The 16,872-nt window shown below is 64.2% G+C and carries 14 protein-coding genes, 1 tRNA gene and 3 pseudogenes; 8 read left to right on the top strand and 10 right to left on the bottom strand.

Going from position 1 to position 16,872, the window contains the following annotated elements:
• Window positions 1–144 precede the first annotated feature (144 nt).
• From NLX83_RS42325 to NLX83_RS29740, 4 genes and pseudogenes are all read left to right on the top strand, one after another.
• Window positions 145–264: pseudogene (locus tag NLX83_RS42325) on the top strand (NAD(P)-binding protein); the annotation flags it as partial.
• A 223-nt stretch (window positions 265–487) separates the two neighbouring features.
• A complete protein-coding gene (locus NLX83_RS29750) occupies window positions 488–1,183 on the top strand; it encodes an FAD-dependent oxidoreductase (RefSeq protein WP_254238528.1) in 696 nt (231 codons plus the stop codon).
• 39 nt (window positions 1,184–1,222) lie between these two features.
• The gene (locus tag NLX83_RS29745; protein ID WP_254238527.1) at window positions 1,223–2,002 is read left to right on the top strand and encodes a pyridoxal-dependent decarboxylase; all 780 of its coding nucleotides are present in this window, start codon (window positions 1,223–1,225) and stop codon (window positions 2,000–2,002) included.
• A gap of 41 nt (window positions 2,003–2,043) precedes the next feature.
• A tRNA-Leu gene (locus NLX83_RS29740) sits at window positions 2,044–2,129 on the top strand.
• 9 nt (window positions 2,130–2,138) lie between these two features.
• Here NLX83_RS29740 and NLX83_RS29735 read toward each other — a convergent pair.
• The 5 genes and pseudogenes from NLX83_RS29735 to NLX83_RS29715 all read right to left on the bottom strand — a co-directional run bounded on the left by NLX83_RS29735 (window position 2,139) and on the right by NLX83_RS29715 (window position 7,251).
• Entirely contained in the window at window positions 2,139–3,872 is a 1,734-nt protein-coding gene (locus NLX83_RS29735) for a recombinase family protein (RefSeq protein ID WP_254238526.1), read from the bottom strand.
• A gap of 138 nt (window positions 3,873–4,010) precedes the next feature.
• Window positions 4,011–6,054, bottom strand: a pseudogene (locus NLX83_RS29730) (cell division protein FtsK).
• Window positions 5,958–6,605 (bottom strand): annotated as a pseudogene (locus tag NLX83_RS29725) (hypothetical protein); the annotation flags it as partial. The pseudogenes NLX83_RS29730 and NLX83_RS29725, both read right to left, overlap by 97 nt.
• A gap of 8 nt (window positions 6,606–6,613) precedes the next feature.
• Window positions 6,614–6,925, bottom strand: coding sequence for a hypothetical protein (locus tag NLX83_RS29720; protein ID WP_254238525.1), 312 nt, complete (start codon window positions 6,923–6,925; stop codon window positions 6,614–6,616).
• Window positions 6,922–7,251, bottom strand: a complete 330-nt coding sequence (locus NLX83_RS29715; RefSeq protein ID WP_254238524.1) for a WhiB family transcriptional regulator — start codon at window positions 7,249–7,251, stop codon at window positions 6,922–6,924. The genes NLX83_RS29720 and NLX83_RS29715 overlap by 4 nt, the downstream gene beginning before the upstream one ends.
• Before the next feature lie 355 nt (window positions 7,252–7,606).
• On the opposite strand from NLX83_RS29715, the gene NLX83_RS29710 reads away from it, so the two are divergent.
• The 3 genes from NLX83_RS29710 (at window position 7,607) to NLX83_RS29700 (ending at window position 10,029) form a co-directional block, all read left to right on the top strand.
• Complete coding sequence (locus NLX83_RS29710; protein ID WP_254238523.1) at window positions 7,607–7,990, top strand: helix-turn-helix domain-containing protein; 384 nt, start codon at window positions 7,607–7,609, stop codon at window positions 7,988–7,990.
• 120 nt (window positions 7,991–8,110) lie between these two features.
• Window positions 8,111–9,682 carry a transcriptional regulator gene (locus NLX83_RS29705; RefSeq protein WP_254238522.1) on the top strand — a complete coding sequence of 524 codons (1,572 nt, stop codon included), beginning with the start codon at window positions 8,111–8,113 and terminating at the stop codon, window positions 9,680–9,682.
• Window positions 9,679–10,029, top strand: a complete 351-nt coding sequence (locus NLX83_RS29700) for a signal peptidase I (protein ID WP_254238521.1) — start codon at window positions 9,679–9,681, stop codon at window positions 10,027–10,029. The genes NLX83_RS29705 and NLX83_RS29700 overlap by 4 nt, the downstream gene beginning before the upstream one ends.
• Here the strand turns inward: NLX83_RS29700 and NLX83_RS29695 are convergent.
• The 3 genes from NLX83_RS29695 to NLX83_RS29685 all read right to left on the bottom strand — a co-directional run bounded on the left by NLX83_RS29695 (window position 10,001) and on the right by NLX83_RS29685 (window position 13,946).
• Window positions 10,001–11,581 carry a transcriptional regulator gene (locus tag NLX83_RS29695; protein WP_254238520.1) on the bottom strand — a complete coding sequence of 527 codons (1,581 nt, stop codon included), beginning with the start codon at window positions 11,579–11,581 and terminating at the stop codon, window positions 10,001–10,003. The genes NLX83_RS29700 and NLX83_RS29695 overlap by 29 nt on opposite strands.
• Before the next feature lie 889 nt (window positions 11,582–12,470).
• Window positions 12,471–13,256: a winged helix-turn-helix transcriptional regulator gene (locus NLX83_RS29690; protein WP_254238519.1), complete on the bottom strand. Its 786-nt coding sequence runs from the start codon at window positions 13,254–13,256 to the stop codon at window positions 12,471–12,473.
• Window positions 13,257–13,259: 3 nt separating this feature from the next.
• Complete coding sequence (locus NLX83_RS29685; protein ID WP_254238518.1) at window positions 13,260–13,946, bottom strand: hypothetical protein; 687 nt, start codon at window positions 13,944–13,946, stop codon at window positions 13,260–13,262.
• A 213-nt stretch (window positions 13,947–14,159) separates the two neighbouring features.
• Between NLX83_RS29685 and NLX83_RS29680 the strand changes: the two genes are divergently transcribed.
• Window positions 14,160–15,074 (top strand): hypothetical protein, encoded by a 915-nt coding sequence (locus tag NLX83_RS29680; RefSeq protein WP_254238517.1) that lies wholly within the window; start codon window positions 14,160–14,162, stop codon window positions 15,072–15,074.
• 654 nt (window positions 15,075–15,728) lie between these two features.
• Here the strand turns inward: NLX83_RS29680 and NLX83_RS29675 are convergent.
• Together NLX83_RS29675 and NLX83_RS29670 are read right to left on the bottom strand one after the other, a co-directional pair.
• Entirely contained in the window at window positions 15,729–16,385 is a 657-nt protein-coding gene (locus tag NLX83_RS29675) for a nitroreductase family protein (RefSeq protein ID WP_254238516.1), read from the bottom strand.
• Window positions 16,369–16,842: a nuclear transport factor 2 family protein gene (locus NLX83_RS29670; RefSeq protein ID WP_254238515.1), complete on the bottom strand. Its 474-nt coding sequence runs from the start codon at window positions 16,840–16,842 to the stop codon at window positions 16,369–16,371. The genes NLX83_RS29675 and NLX83_RS29670 overlap by 17 nt, the downstream gene beginning before the upstream one ends.
• Between the last annotated feature and the right edge of the window lie 30 nt (window positions 16,843–16,872).

The raw sequence follows: 16,872 nt of genomic DNA, 5'->3' as shown, positions 1-16,872 counted from the left end.
GGGCGCCCGCGCGGAGGGTCGGCTTTTTCCACGGTTTCCTCTCATCGTCCTCTCGTGCCGATCTGCGCGCGGGAGAGAGTGCGGCGAGAGCACGGGGAGAGCTTTTTTCTAGCGTCACAAGGAAATGTCTGAATCTGAGAGGAGGTGTCAGTGCCGATATCCGCCGACACAGCGCGAGCCGCCATCGTCGGGGCGGGCCCGGTCGGATGCCTTGTGGCGATCGAGTTGCGGAAACGCGGGTTCGACGTCGAGGTCTACGAGCGGGGCGCCGACATCCGGAAGTCACCGCCCGCCCGCGGGCACTCCTTCAACCTGACGCTGACCCGGCGTGGCCTGAACTCCCTGAGCGGCCCCCTCGTCGACCTGCTCGCCGCAGCGGATCGTGCACCGCGCCGACGGGACGGTCTCCTACCAGCCCTACGGCCGAGCACCACCTGCTGTCCATCCCCCGGCTCGCGCTGCACAACCTGCTGCTGGAGGAGGCGGAGTGCGCCGGGGCGCGACTGTTCTTCCACCACGAAGCCGTTGCGGCGGACCCGGTGTCGGCGAGCGCGACGGGAAGCCGGTGCTGCTGAACGCTTCCCGCGGGCACGGTCTGCACTCGTGGCCGCGCGGAAATCTGATGCTGATCGCCCAGCCGAATGTGGACGCCACCTACACGACCAGTTTGTGGTTGCCGTTCGCGGCGGAGGACCCGGCGCGGCCGAGCTGGGCGACGATGCGCACACCGCAGGATGTGCGGCGGTTGTTCTCCGAGCATTTCCCGGACACTCGGCAGTTCTTGCCGTCTTTTGCCGAGGATGTGCTCTCCGCTCACCCTGGCGCGTTGAAGACTGTGCGGTGTTCGCCGTACCACCACGAACGCACGGTGTTGCTGGGCGATGCGGCGCACACGCTTGTCCCGTTCTTCGGCCAGGGGATCAACTACAGTTTCGAGGACGTTCGCTGCTTTTTCGAGATCCTGGACCGCAACCTCGCGGAGGTGGACGTCGACACCGCGCTGCGGGGCACGCTGCCGGAGTTCACGCGGCTCCGGAAGCCCGCGGGAGATGCGATCACCGATCTGTCGCTGGCGATGGGCGCTCAGCTAAAACGGCACTCCGCCACGGCGGGTTTCCAGGCGCGGGCAGTCCTGGAACGGCGTCTGCACGAACGGCACCCGGACCTCTACATCCCGCTCTAGAACGCGGTCGCGGTCACGAACACGCCGTACCACGAGGTCGTGGCCAGCGATGAGCGGCAGCGCGCGGTGCTGGACGGTCTGTGCCGGCGCTTCGACGCGACCACCGACGCCGAGCGCATCATCGACAGCTTCGCCGCCGCGTTCCGCGGTGGACCGGAGCCGGTGCTCTCCGACGTCTCCGCGCTGCCGGATCTGGATCTGGCGCCCGCGCAGTGCAAGGACCTCTTGGACGAGCCGGTGGCGCCCCGGACCGGACCGCGGCTGCCCGAACTGCTGGATACGGTGTTCGACCGTGCGCTGCCCAGCGGAATGATGCACGCGCACCCGGGTTTCATGGCGCACGTGCCCTCTGGCGGGCTGTTCCAGGCCGCTGTGGGCGAGTTCCTGGCGCGCAGCCTGAACCGCTTCGCCGGCGTGTGGGCCGCGGCGCCGGGCTTCGCGCAGATCGAACTGGACGTGGTCCGGTGGTTCTGCAACGCCATGGGCTACGGCGAAAACGCCTTCGGCTCCAGCCGAGCCCAGGCGCAGGCAGGATCGAGATCCCTGCTCCGAACATTTGACGCACCATCACCCGCTTTATATACGCCCTGCAGGCATAATCGCCTTACCAAAACTTCACACGCCGAGCCCACTCCACGAAAGCCCCGCCAAACAATCACTGTGGAATCGTTCAACACCACCATCGCGCCGAACCGGGCGAAGCCCACCCGTCGACACCCGGATCGGACCGGCCACCCGGACCGACGTCCACCTGCGGCTTCCACCCACCGCCGCCGACCCCCGGACCCCGATTTGGAGCCCGCCATGTTGATCAGCTAACCTGTGACCACACGCGGCGGGGACAACCGCCAAGTGGGTACGTCCGGGTGGCGGAATGGCAGACGCGCTAGCTTGAGGTGCTAGTCCCAGAAATGGGGTGGGGGTTCAAGTCCCCCCTCGGACACCAGCACTAACCCTACTCAGGGGGCGGATGGTCACAGCGACCGTCCGCTCTTCTGCGTTGTAGGCCCCTTCGAGTCGCCATTCGGCGAACAGCTCTTCCAGTCTCGCCGGGTTGGCGGCGCTTCAACTCCGCGCGGATGTCCCCGAGGGAATCGAGCATCGCGTAGACCTCGGCGTCGGTCAGCAGCTCCGGCGCGCGGCAGGCGTTCAGTTCGGCGCGAGCCGCCGTGCGCTGCGCTTGGGCGTCGTTGATGTCCTCGACCAGCGCCGTGGGGTCGACTCCCGCGTCGATCGCGGCGCGGAACCGCTTCAGCCGTGCCTCGGCCGCATTCAACCGCTTCTGTGCCGCATCCCGCGAGACGTGCGCTTTCGCGGTTCCGCCCTGTGAAGCGACCAGGGCCTTGACCGTCTCATCCCGGTTCTCCGGATCAAACAACCGTCCAATCCACCTATTCAGCGGCGGCAGGACAGCGAATTCTGGGAGATAGACGTTCTTCGGGTGGTTCTCCAGGACAGGCGAACCCGGAACGAGGGTTCGAGCCGAGCATCGGTAGTAGGTCCGCGTGGCCCGTGGCGTGCCCTCCATCCGTCGTTTACAGATGACACAACGGATACGGCCACGGAGCGGGTACGCGCGCTTGGTGCGCTTCGGTCCGCGTTCCAACTTCCGGCCAGCCGCCAACCCACCAGCCGCCCGCGAGCGCCGCAACAACTGTGCCTCGACGAACTCCTCTACCTCCACGATCGTCGGATGAGCGGGCTTTCGCGACCGAACCACCTTCTCCGGCGCTGACCGGCGAAACCGGACGGTGTGCCCAGCGGCAACGTCGTCAGGGTCGATCAGCGTTTCCTGTCGGGTCCATCGGCCGAAGAACGCGAACCCGGTGTAGCGCGGGTTCTCCAAGATCGACCGGACCGTGCTGCCCTGCCACCCGTCCGCGAGCCGGTGTCGGTTCTGGTCCGGTCGCCGCGCGGACGGACACGGAATGCCATCCCGGTTGAGCCCGTTCGCGATAGCGCGGTCGCCCTTCTCACCCGTCAGGTACTCGGCGAAGATCCGCCGCACCACTTCCGCGCTCGGCTCGTCGATCGCGAGAACCCGAAGGCGGTAACCCTCAGCCGCCTTGCGCGGGTTCGGATGCGGACCGCCGTCAACCACCACGTACCCGTACGGCGCACGTCCGCCCTGATGCCGTCCCTCGTTGAGCACCTGGGCATCCATGGCCGCGCGGACACGCGCCTGCACGTGCTGGCGCTCGGACTCGCTCATCCCGCCGAGCACGCTCATCAGCATCTTGTGCGACGGGTTCCGAGCGTCGAACTTCCCGCCCAACTCCGGCACCCACAGATCAACCCCGTATGCGGCGAACCGAGGCGCGATCAACGAGAACTGGTTACCGAACCAGCACCGCGTCCCCTCACCGACCACGACCGCGTTCCAGCTCCGGTCAGGGCTCTTCAGCGCCGCCAACAGCCGGGACGCCTCCTCGCGCCGCTCCCACGGCACCGACCGCCACTGACCGATGTCGAAGAACTCCTCGACCACCCTCCCGCCGAGCGGTTCGACGAACTTCCGCGCGTTGCCGACCTGCCACCCGCGCGAGGTCTCGGGGTCCTGGTTGTCCTCCGTCGAACACCGCCCGTAGACCGCCAGCGGACCGATGCCCTCGTCACCCGCCGTGACGATCTCGACGCCGAGCAGATCGTCCAGCGCAGACCACGGATCGCGGCTGATTTCAACAGTCACGGTCACCCCCTTCCGAAGGTCCGTCCAGGACCTTCACCTCGGTCAGCTCGACCAGTATGGCAAGCAGAATACGGCTGCTACGAGTAGTAAGCACGGGAGGTGAGGCGGGAACACGAACCTCCTCGTCGCGGTTAGTGTTCATGACTGCTCGACATCCGAAGAGCCGATTTCATCAGCGATAGCCGCTCGGAGGTCCGCAGTGAGGCAGCCGCGCACCCGCCGCGTACTGTCGCCGTCGGGCACGTACTGCCGCAGCGGCCGACAGCCCAGCTCGCCCATCTCGCGCCCAAAGGCAGTCGACTCGACGTCCAGCGCGTGGACCAGCTCCGCTGTCGGCACGAACTCGCGCTCGTCCAGCTCGTCGCCGAGATAGCTGATGACTGACGCCAGCGGTTCGGGCAGCTCGATCCGACTGCCAGCGCCAAGCGCCTTGACCACCGCCGCCGAGTCGACCGCGTTCGCAGTAACGTCGCCAACCGCGTGACCGCCGAGCGTTCCAGCGGCTTCGCGAAGCGCTCGACCGCGAGCGCAGATTGCCCGCCAATCGACGTTCGGCATGTAGTACGTCCGCACGGTCATGGCGAGCAAGTCCGCCCCTGCCGTCTCGCCGTCCGGCCGCAGGATGCCGACTCCCTTGTGGCTCGGCAGCAGCGTCGAAGCGTCGTACCCGCGCGTGTTCATCTGCTCGCCGAGCACGATGTTGGAGTCCCGCCAATCCATCACCCGCAGCGCGAACCGCGAGCCGAGCACCGCCCGCAACCGCGACGGGATGGTGTTGGAGTCTGGCCGCTGCGTGGCAAGGACGACCACCACTCCGGCCGCAGGTCCCTTGCGCACCAAGTACGTCAGCAGGTCCGCGACGTACGCGCCGAGCGTGGTCTTCTTGCCGCCGACCTGTTCGCGTGCCGGGTTCTGTAGGAAGACCTGAACCTCGTCGATGATCACGGCGGTGATCGGCATCCCAAGGTCGACATCCCGCGAGATCGTCGGGGTGATCTTCGACTCCGGGCAGACCTCATCGTCCAAAGTAGACATTCGCGCATACCGAGATTGAACCTCTGCCACCAGTTCCACGAGATACCCGCACACCGTCCTGATGTGTTCGAGTTCGTCACCGCATACGAATCGGTAAGCGATACGCTCCGCGGCTTCCCAGTCCTTCCCGCCCTTGCCGTCGAACACGTACAGCCGTGCGTATGGGTCCAGCACCACCCCAGAGGCAGCAAGTCGGGTCGCGAACGTCTTGCCCTGCCTAGGAATCGCGCCCACAAGCAGCGAGGTCCACACCAACGGAAGGTCCATCCGCCGATTGCGCGCGTCGCGACCGAACGGCACCGGCCGCCAGGCGTCCCACTGCTCCACTTCGAGCAGCGGAGTCCGCAAGGACGGACCGGCGTATGGGTCTTCGTCCGCCACCCACAGAAACACTCGCCCGGCGTGCCCACCGCGACCACGGACGCGCTCGACGATGAGTTGAACCTCATCGACCGCCAGGGCCGACGGCGAGCGCATCCCGATTCTTGATCACGTCGGCCGCCTTGCGCGTCGCCGGAAGGTCGACGGTCACCGACCATCCGTCGCCAACGCGCGCGGCACGCTCGACGAGCCGAAGGGTCTCGTCCTTCCCGATCAGCTTCACGTCCCGGAACGCATCAACGAGCACCTGCGGGTCCATCGTCCACGTCAGCGTGCGCGGACCAGCGAGCACCGCCTTCCGTCCAGGCGAACCATCCTTCCGCCGTCCAGCAACAGCCAGCGCCACCGACGCGACTCCCGCCGCCGGCGACAGTGCCTGCCCGCCGTAGAGCACGTATGTGACGGTGAGCGCCGCCGATGCGACCAGCGCGACAACGCCGGTCACCTTCCACCGGAACAGCGTCAGCTCACGGATCTCGACGAACTTGTCCGCCAGCTTCTCGGACTGCTCCGCCGCCTCCCGGTAGTCGTGCACTCGTACCCACCGTCGCCACGCTCGGACCACGACGACAGCGCCTCGACACACCGCACCGAAGAACCGCGCGGGCATCCGAACCAACCATGCGAGCGCGTCCTTCCGAGCTTGGCGAGATTTCAACGCGGGCGGGATCACTCGCGAGCGCCGCCAGCCGTTCTCCAACCGCTGCACGAGCTTCGGCTGCTCGACCAACTCGCCGTCGTACACGGGAACCAGGTCACCGTTAATGAACGGCCCCTGTTCTTGACGAGCGCCGCAGCGAGCCGCGACGACAATCCGCGCGAACACCCGGTCACCTCACGGACCCACGCGGGCGTCACCGCCACACCCGGTGTGCGTGCCGCCTTAGCCATTGCGAGGTAGTCCGCAAAGGACGTTCACGGGGTCTTCGGCACGGCGTTCACGACGGCAGCGCCGAGCTTGTCCCGCAGCTCCGTGACCGCCTCGGCAGCAACGAACACGACCAACGGCGGAACGGAGTGCAGCACCACCAACGCCGCCGAACCGGCCGTGAACGCGCTCCAGGTGTTCATGACGTAGGTCGCCGCGAGCGTGAACCACTTCGCGCCGCGCACCCAGCCGCCCATGTGAACGCCGTGCCGGGCGGTGACCTGCTCGGCGCGCAGGACCGCGAGCAGCACCAGCGACACCATCGGGTCGAGCAACCACGCCGGAGCACCAGCCGCCGCGAACTGCTGAACGTTGGTCATGGTGAACGCGAGTCCGAGCAGGATTCCGGCCCAGCACAACCGGTCCACCTGCGTCGCCACACGTTCGATCGGCTCGCTCATCGCCGCTCACCTCGGCGGCGCGGCACCTCGTAGGCGGTCACAGTCAGCGCCTTGGTCACCGCGTAGGCCGCGAACAGGGCAGGCACGGCGAGAACCACCAAGAGCAACCACCCGTTGCCGCCGTAGGTGATCACCACCCACTGCGCACCGACTATGAACGCCGCGTTGAACGACACCCGACCCGCGAGCGACAGCAGGCGAACGCCGCTCCGCTTAGCACCGGCTTTCGCTCGGCGCGCACCCGCTCGCCAGACGAGAACGAGCACGAGGAGCAGGCCCAGGCAAGCCATGATCTGAGTCGCGTTCATGGCTTCGACCACCGTTCACCGCGCTGAAGCCAGTGCCAATGAAGGTCGCGCCTGTCCTCATCGGACAGTGCGCCCCACACACCGACCGTGTCTTCACCGGCGGTCCGCAGTTCCAGTTCCAAGCACTCGTCCTGAACCGGGCAGCCCACGCACAACCTCGCCGCGAGACCTCGGTCAGTCAGTTCTTCGTCAAGCAGTCCATCGGCGGACTGCCACATGCACGAGCCGTCGCGTTGGACAAGGTCATTGAGTACGTCGGTCGGCACCCACTGCAGGCGGTCGAGCCGCCAAGCGATGCCGATCAGCCAGAGGTCCGCGTCCGTCAAGGCATACCCCCGGAGCTGGGCTCGCCGAGAAGTCGAGCGAGCACGTGCGCCGGGATGACGGGGCGCCCGTGCCGCCAGACGACGTGCACCGTGCCGAGCCGAATGGCGCGGGAGACGGTGGAGGGCGCAACGCCGAGCAGCCAAGCGGTTTCGCGAACGGAGTAATGGGCGTTTGACAGAGAAGTGCGCATGAGAAAGGCCCTTCAAGAAGAATTGATGATTTCAGCAATATGCTGATGATTTCAGCGCCAACGAGGGCGCGTTTGTCCGCGACCGACACGAGAAGCGCCGTGTCACGCCACGCGAGAGCGGAAGGCAGCTAATCTCAGCGCTGAGGCGGAGCGCGGAGGAATACGTGTCGGAGGATTGGGCGGCAGTCGCCAAGGCCATCAACGAGCGCGTGAACGCGCTTGGTTGGCGTCAACGAGAACTCGCGGAACGCTCGCACGTTTCGCAAGCCATCGTGCGCGAGGTCCAGCACCACACCGTCGAGCGCCGACGGAGTCCGCGGACGCTGGAGTCGCTGTCCACGGCACTCGGCTGGCACCCGCAGCACCTCGAAGCCGTGCTCCACGGCCGCAAACCGCCGAACTTCGACGAGCCGGTCACGGACCCGACCGACACCTTGTGGTCGCGCCTCGACACCTTCGAGGACCGCCTGAGTGACATCACCGAGCGACTCAGCGAACTCAAGTCGGATCTGTCGACGGTGATTGAGCATGTCCGCAAGAACGGGTAGCTGTTCCTTGTGGAATCGGCTGTTCTTCATGTCGATAATTCCACTGCGAATCAGCGTCCAGTCCCATGCATCGTCGATGCACATTCACCGCACATCCAGCGCAGGTCGGCTGGTGGCAGCGTGAGCTTGGCCAACGGTTGGACCGGCGAAACGGCCTGCGCGTTGCAGAAGGCGCTTCGGCTGAGCAACGAGACGTTCGCCGAGCGCCTGGGCATCGGTTCGCGAACCGTCGCCGCATGGCATCAGAAGCCGAGCCTTCGCCCGAAGTCGGAAATGCAGCAGCTCTTGGACACGGCGCTTGAGCAGGCGTCCGCGTCCGTCCAGGAGCGGTTCGCCGAGCTCACGCAGGACTCGCCTGCGCAGGTGCCCGAAGGTGCGGCGGCTGACGCCGAGCGGCGGCTCAGCTCGGACCCGAACATGGCCGCCGCGCTCGACTGGTTGGACGAGAAAGCCCGCTGGGAACCGGGAACTGCCCGGCGAGAAGTCGCGGCACGGCTCGCCCAGTTGGATGTTCGCGACCTGCACGACCGAGGCGTCCGCCGAGGACGCGTGGATCAACGTCGCATCGCTCAGGCGCTCGGCGATTACTACTGCGGCACAAGGGAAAGCCACGGCCGCTACGGCGCGCACTTCGGCTCGGACACCGACGTCACGACGAGCGTTCTCACGCACCCGGACTGGCTGGACCTCGACTGTCCGCTGACTGCGAAGCACGACCGGCTCAGGCTCACCAGCACGACGCCCCAAAGCGGGCTCTCGCTGAATGACGAGACCGCGCGGCAGGCTGCTCAGCGCTTGGCGGAGACGCTGGCACTCGGAATCCGCCTCGTGGACACGCCGCTGTATCGGCTGCTCCACATCGGCGTCGGCAAGCAGCTCGTCGCCGGATCAGTCGGCGTGACGCGGTTCGTCGAGTACGCGGTCACGATGGACCTGCTCGAAGGGGAGCTGATCGACGCGCTCAGCTCCGGCGCGTCGACACAACCGGGTTCGCTGCCGCTCCGTGATCGCTATCTGCCGAACCTCGCGTCGGTCCTCGGCGTCTCTGGTCGCCTCTGCTCGGGCGGTGCGCTCGCGCTGACCGCAATTGCCCGCCCCGCAAGGGCATTCCACGGCGAAGCCGACTACCTGCTCCTGGTCCAGGAGCGCTCGGGGAGCGTGCTCAACGCCGCCCGCCGACTCGCGGTGATCCCGAAGGGCTTCCACGAGCCGCTGAACGACCTGCGAGCTGGCGCGCAGTTGGGCGCGACGCTGCGCCGCGAGATGGAAGAGGAGCTGTTCGGCCGCGACGACATCGACAGCACCCTCGGCGACCAGCGCCACGCCGACCCCATGCACCCGAGTCGGCTGTCCGAGCCGATGCGATGGCTCATGGAGGAACCGGGCAGGCTCCGCATGGAGTGCACCGGCTTCGGCCTCAACCTCGTCAGCGGTAACTTCGAGTTCGCTGGCCTGGTCGTCATTGACGACGAGGAATTCTGGAACCGTTTCGGCGGGCAGGTGAAAGCCAACTGGGAGTCCTCGATGCTCCACCAGTATTCGAGCCTCGACGCCGACCTTCTAGAGGAACTCGTCGGTGATGTAGCCTGGAGCAACGAGGGGTTGTTCGCGTTTCTCCAAGGACTTCGACGTCTGCGCGAGATCGGCGGACACCGCGTGAACCTGCCAGAGATTGAATGGGAGATACGGTGACCGCGAACTGGCACATCGGAAACGCTGCCGATGAGGGAAGCGGGAACCGCGGCTGGGTGGTCGGACACTTCATCGACCCGCCCGAGGACGTGCGCTCGTCGAAGGACGTCGAAGTGAAGTGGGGCGTTCACCCGGCGGGCGACAAGCGTACACAGTGGACCGCTGACGACCAGCGCACGACGATGGCTCTGTTGGTACAGGGCAACTTCCGCGTCGACCTCACCGAGGGAAGCGCCTCGCTGACGCGCCAAGGCGACTACGTGATGTGGGGACCGGGCGTCGACCACTCCTGGGAAGCACTCGCCGACTCGGTGGTCATCACCGTCCGTTGGCCGTCCCAAACATGACGTCGATGCGGGGCAAATTCACACGCTCGTCACCAATCGCGCTCAGTCGCCACAGCCCCTGAAGAAACGCGAACAAACCCTCGTTGCTCCAGTTTTCCTGCGACACGAGATCGCTGATCAGCTCACCGTCAAGGCTGGAGTACAGCCGCAATCCAGCCGTTTCCCAGTTCGCTTCAATCTCGCCGCCGTACCGTGCCCAGAACTCTTCGTCATCAATGACGATCAGGCTGGCGAACTCGTAGTTTCCGCTGATCAGATTCAGCCCGAATCCAGTGCACTCCACGCGCAAGCGACCGGACTTGTCCATGAGCCACCGCATCGGCTCGGACATCCGGCTCAGGTGCATCGGCACGGCCGCCTGATCTCCGGCAGCGGTGCTGTCGATGTCCTCGCGACCGAACAGCTCCTCTTCCATTTCCCGTCGCAGCGTCGCAGCCAACTGCGCGTCGGCGCGCAGGTCAGTCAGCGGCTCGTGGAAGCCCTTCGGGATCACCGCGAGTCGACGTGCCGCGTTGAGCACGTGGCCAGACCGTTCTGGCACAAGGAGCGCGTAGTCCCGCCCGCCCCGGAACGGATCGCTTGGTCGAGCGATGGCGCACAGGGCGAGCACTCCGCCAGCGCACACCCGGCTCGACACGTCGAGCGCGGACGCCAAGTCACTCAAGTACTTGTCCCTGAGCGGCAGGCTTCCCCGCCTCACCTCGGCTCCGCCAACAACGGCGTCGACAAGCTCGCCTTCAAGCAGATCCATAGTCAGCGCGTACTCGACGAACGGGACAAGCCCGACCGTCCCTTCGATCGCGGGACCGACGTTGACGTCTAAGAGCCGGTAGAGCGGCGAGTTAGTGATCCGCACGCCAAGCACGGCCGACTCTGCGAGCCGCGACACGGCCGCCGCTGCTCCCACCTCGTCGAGGCGGGGCCGAGCCTCGAACTGACGATCGGTGAACGCCAACCGATCACCACCTGAGAACAGCGGCTGGGCCAAGTCGAGCCAGTCAGCGCGAGTCAGCACGCTCGTCGCGATTTCCCTTTCCCCGCAACGTATCCGGTACGGCGCGTACTCCGCGATGCCGCCGCCGTAGTAGTCGACCAGCGCCCGCGCGAGCTTCGTCCGGCTCACACTCGCGCGCCGCACACTCCGGTCGAGCAGCTTCCCCTCGTCGAGTTCCGCGAGCCGCCCGTTGACCTTCCTCCGGCTCGTCCCCGGTGACCATCCGGCGCGTTCGTCAAGCCAGTCGAGCGCGACCGCGAGGTCCGATTCCGCGCGCTCCCGCGAGGCACGAACCGGAACGGTTCTCTCCGCGGTCGCTCGTCGCGGTTCGGCAAGCAACTCGTCGACGCTCGTGTCGAAGATCCGCTCCAGCAGCCGAGCAGTCACCGGCTTGATCGACCCGAGGGGCTCGCCGGACGGCTTGCGCCCCGCGATCAGCCGTTGCAGATGACGGACGCCAAGCGTTCCGGGCTCCTTGTGCTCGCGAGCGAACACCTCGGCGTACTCGGCGAACTCCTCCAGCGTCAGCCGCCGTTCCCAGATCTTCTGCTCCAGCACGGTGCGAAACGTCCGCATCGGTTGCCCCCGTCCCAGGTCGCCGCATGTCGTCGCCAAGTCGCCCACAGGTCGTTCCAGCTGACCAAGCGCTGATCGAAGCTTGATTTCAGTCTGACACGAGCCGCCTTCACGCGGTCCCTTGATTGTCCGGCGGCGCACCGTTCCGCCCCTCGACGCGCCGCCGGACACCCACTCCACGCGGGGGTTTCCGTGACACAAGTCCGATGGTGGGCTTTGGCCCCACTCGCCCTCGTCACTTTCGTAACCGGCGCATGGGCTCTGATCGACGCAGTTCGCGCGATCCCTCGCCGACGACGCTCGACGACTTCCCGCCCGGTGGAGCACCGGATCTACGCCAATCCGATCACGTGCGGATACGACGGCCAGGAACACCACGTCACCGACGCGGCATTCCATAAGGGCCAGCAAGCCGGGCGCTACCTCGCTCTGTGCAGACACCTCGTCGAGCCGATGCCCATGGCAGCCCCATCCGGCCGACCGTGCGCAGACTGCCTCGGCGCCCTGCGCGCGCCTTCGGACGGTGCACGATGAGCGGCAGTCCACCCAAGCCCGCCTGCACTCCTGTCGAGCCGGTGATCCGCAGTCAGGCGAGCGTCGCACAGGCACTGTTCGCGTTGTTTATGTCCAATGTGGACGCCGAAAACGACGCAGCGAACGACGAACTGATAGCACTCATGGACCAGCGCCGCTACCGCAGGTCTAACTAGCAATAGCGGAACGTCTGTCGTCCTACCCGTTGCGATGTCGTATTCGCGCAGCCCCAACACCCTCTAGAAGAGGCACAGACTGCGTGAAACAGCGCGAACACGACCATGCGCAGTATCTAATACTGAATAGCTTCACGAAGAAATTCGCTCATTGGATTCCGTTAATCGCTACCCAGTGCCCCTTTGTCGGGATCCAACAAGCGCTCGACTTCCACGCGCTTTTGTCCCAGGTAGGTGATCAGGGAATTTTCATTATGCCGATGAATGAGTGCCTTTGATTCCAAGGTGCGCAACGTGCGCCGGAGGTTTGCCCTCATGTGACTTGGCACCCATTGCTGCAGTTCCGACGTTCGAGCACCTTCTGGGCCGACGTGATAAAGCAAGACGAGGACGTAGTCACCTGCCCGAAGGTCCGTGCGCAGAATCTTTGGGAAGCTCCCAAAGTCCTGTACCACCGGAAGCTTTCGAGTTACTAGATTCTCAACTAGTCTTTGCGCAACATCGGCGGATGCGGAGCCACTCAGCCTAATAAACTCCGCGAGAACCCAGTCCAACACTGACACGACAAGGGTCGCGTCTTGCAGATTTGGATCTATGCCGTCGCCCAGGTGAGCCGCATCCCTACTGTTGCGAATATCGTAAACAACACGCAAGGCTCGCGGAATGTAAATGCGCAAAGACTTCGAGTAGCTTGCGCCAGGCAGGCCAGACAACCGCTTGGCCACTCGTTCGGTGTCTAGAATATCACCGATTGGGGTAAATTTCGCCGTCGTGACGAACTCTAGGATGCGGTACGCCGCCTCACAGAATCGTCCGCCCTCGACCGCGCTTAGGCGATGCCCGCCAAGATAGTAGTTTTGCTTTGCCTGCTCGTATGCGGCAAGAATTTCCTTTACAAGTGATTTATCATAAGCAGCTTCTAGTACTGCGACCGTAGATTCACTCATGTCTTAATCCTTGGTCGATGCTGTCGTTTTCTTCCCTGCGGTCGAGGGCCGCTTCGGTCGGTAGGCATGTTCCTGCAGAACCAGCTTAACCGCTTCTCGGTCAGGTAGTGCTACAACTAGCGCCTCGCCGCGAACAGTAATCTGCTTCGCTCCGTTTCCCGCCGAGACGATATATCCATTCTTTCGATCTGCATTGTCTACATCCCGCGATGGGTTGGCGAACTTGTGAGATGCAGCCTCCGTGTTCAATGCGACGATGTCGGGCGCCCTGAAGTGTTGGACATCCCGATAATGGGCCAGATAATAAGCAAGGCAGGCAACACGTTCAACGGCGGACTGGGGCTTCTTTTGGCCGATGAATTCCTTTGGGTCAGGAGAGTCCTGGCCCGGAGGCAGCACTGCCGCTCCGCTGGCGGCTGCAGCCTCCACCCTCGGCACAATTGGAACACTCTCTGCATTACCTGTGAAATCCAGTGCATCCGCCAACCATTTAAAAGCCCTATTGCGAGCTTCATGGTCCAGCAAAGCGAGCGCGGCATACGCGCTCTCCATTGCCTGCAACTCTGCAAAGCGTGCGTTACGCTCTTGCACTTCCCCCGTTAGTCCATCCTGCTCGCTCGCCTGCCGTTCAGGAGTCTCTTCGATCACATGTTCGACTAGCTCGGCAACGTAGCCATCGGGTCCCGTCAAGGTGGTTCCTCCAACTGTCCAGTGCTGTACGTCTACCTCCGACGCGTGGATCCGATCTCACAACAGATCTGTCGCGCTTATGTCGCACCGCGGGACTTCCGAAGGCCAGGGACTGTATCTTCGCAGCTAGTGACCTACGTTCATCACTCTTTCGAGGGAGCAAGCATGCTACCGGCCCACTACGATCTCTGAAGGACCTTGGAGGTGACTGTATTGACGCAGCCCGACCGAAACATCTCGGCAACTTGCGCACTCCTTCGAGATCTGCTTACCCACGATCCTCGGTACCGGCGGCACTGGCGCACCAAGGCTGAAAGAAGGCGAAGCGAGCTGAGCCAAGCCGCAGTTGCCAGGGTTGTGGAATCCTACTTGGTCGATAGTGGTGAACGAGGCGAGTTTGAAAGCGCCGTTGCACGTCAACTGAAAGACCGAGTATCGCGTGCCCTGACCGGTACGGCACTTTCCGCGCAGACGCTCGGATGGCTTATAGCCGCATTCAATATGGACGAAAATGACAAAGATCGCCTATTTGAGATCTTCTCTGGTCAAGAAAATTCAAGGACTGGAATCTCGCACACCTTGCGACGCAGGCGGGCAATGGTGAGGAATCAGTGCCATCGGACCGTTAGTCTATTTGAGCGGTACGCTATCGCCATGGATGGCTCTTTGGTCGGCAGGCGCACATTGCACACTATTCGCGCAGTACAGGATGGCGTAGATATTTATATCTTTAATCATGAGCCGCAAGCCTCCTGCATTAAGGTAATCCATGGCGGCCGTGTTGGGCAAAGCTTCGCATATGGCGACGGATTGTCGAGCGCGGAAATAGTTCTTGACAAACCGCTCCTGAAGGCGGAAACAACCGCGCTTGAGTATCAGGCCAACTTCATTCCCGGCACGGTTCGTCCGACCGAGGTGCGTCGAGCAGCATTTGCCCGATCTGAAAATGTTGATCTGGCAATAGAGTTTGAGGGCAGGGTACCGCAAGCTGCTTGGTGGTGCATTTGGGATGACCAGATTGACGGAGGAAGAATCTGGGAGGAGAGAGTGAACTTCCAGGGAAATGCCGTGCGGCAATACGTACCCTTTATCGAAGAAACAGTCGTGGGCTTCCGGTGGGAATGGTGAAGTATGGAAATAGGGGTGATTATGCGCTGGCGGTATACGCCACAATTAGCCATTGCCGCGCGGGGACAATCTCCTAAGAGTCTCGCACACCAGCAGGAGCTTGAGCGTCGAGGATGCTGAGACACCTCGTCTTTCAGGTAGTTGTCAGGGTGATCGATTGTGGTCGTCCCGCCCGAGTGATGGCCGTTGTGTCGGAGGGGGAGTACGACCGCTGGTGGCCTACTCCCAGCTCCTCGCTGCCGTGCGACTGTGACCTCTGACGGGTCCGAGACATGCACCGGTCAAGCCGCCACCGAATCACCGCTCTGTAGCCGAAAGTGTGACTAGTGGGACGCCTACGCGGCAACCTGTCCCGCCTGTGGCAGTGATGTATCCGCAGATAGACGGCTTTCCGCCCGTCCTGTGCGGCGGGACGGGTGGCGGCCTCATCGATCATTATGGGACGGCTGGTATCACGCACGGCCCGTGAGGGCGAGGCGGGTGGATAGTGCGCAAGTCGCTCCTCGGACACCAGCACTAGCCCTACTCGGTGGGCGGATGGTCACAGCGACCGTCCGCTTTTCTGCGTTGTAGGCCCCTTCCGATCTGGCGTGGATGGCACCGTCAACGAGTTCGTCGACGGAGACGGCACGCGCCGTCGCCGCTACCGCGGGTTCAGTCGTAGAACGTGACAATCGAGTCCAGCGGTTCTCGTGCTGCTGGCTTGAACGCTCCACCCCTTGTGTAGGCAACCGGAATCAGCGCGACTTGCCAAGTCGTGTCGTAGGATATGTCAAGAATGTCTGCGGCCTCCTGCTCGAAGAACAGGTGGAGTGTTGTCCAAGCGGTACCGAGACTGCGAGACCTGGCCGCCAGGCAGAAGCTCCAGGCCGCGGGTAACAGCGACCCCATCGCAGAGGCCACGCCGGGTCTCGACGGACTTTCCTCTGGCCAGCCAGTGAGGCACGGCACAACCATGACGGGTGCTCGATGGAGATTCTCGGCAAGGTATTCGGTCGAGGACGCCACTCGTCGTTGAGTCTTGTCGTGAACCCGATCGCCGGTCGCCAGGTTGCCCGCCGCGAACGGCAGATCGCGATAGATTTCGAAGCCTTTGCGGTAGAGTTCCGCAAGCGCCTTCCTCCTCTCCTCGTCCTCCACTACCAGGAACCGGGACAGGGAGAGATTGAAGGCCCTTGGTGCCTGAAATGCGAGGCTCAGGCATTCTCGAACGAGCTCGCGGGGCACCTTGCGGTCGAAGTCCAGTCTCCTGCGGACCGACCGCGTGGTGGACAGCAGTTCATCGGTCGACAGGTCACGTGACGCTGACATGGCCCGTGATCTCCGAATTGCCCCGCATCCAGGTCTTACGCACGCTGCGATGGGCGAACCGCCAGCCACCGGGTGTGCGCCGCAGCCGGTCGACGTAGGCGCCCGCGACGATGAACTGCTCGCCACCCGGCAGACCGCGTCGCACGTGCTGGGCCTGGAAGTAGCAGGTGTGCTCGGCCTCGTCGCCGTGCACGGTGACCACGTGGTTGGTGTTGATGTGCTGGGTGGCGTCAAGCGGACCGAGCACGGCGCTGATCAACGCGACGATCGCGGCGGGACCTTCCTGTCGTTCGAATCTACCCGCGAACTCGAAGATCGCGGCATCGGTGAACAGCGAGCCGAGCAGCGCCCAGTCTTTCGTGTCGAGGGCCGTGGCGTAAGCGACCACGACATCCACCACATCCAGCCGATCCGCAATCTCCTGAACGCGGCTGCTGGTATTCGGAAGGGCTGACATGGCTCGCCACGGTAGCAGCTTGAATCAGGC

This window comes from Allokutzneria sp. A3M-2-11 16, from assembly GCF_024213555.1.
Taxonomy (GTDB): Bacteria; Actinomycetota; Actinomycetes; order Mycobacteriales; family Pseudonocardiaceae; genus Allokutzneria.
This window is presented reverse-complemented; position numbering and strand designations above follow the sequence as displayed.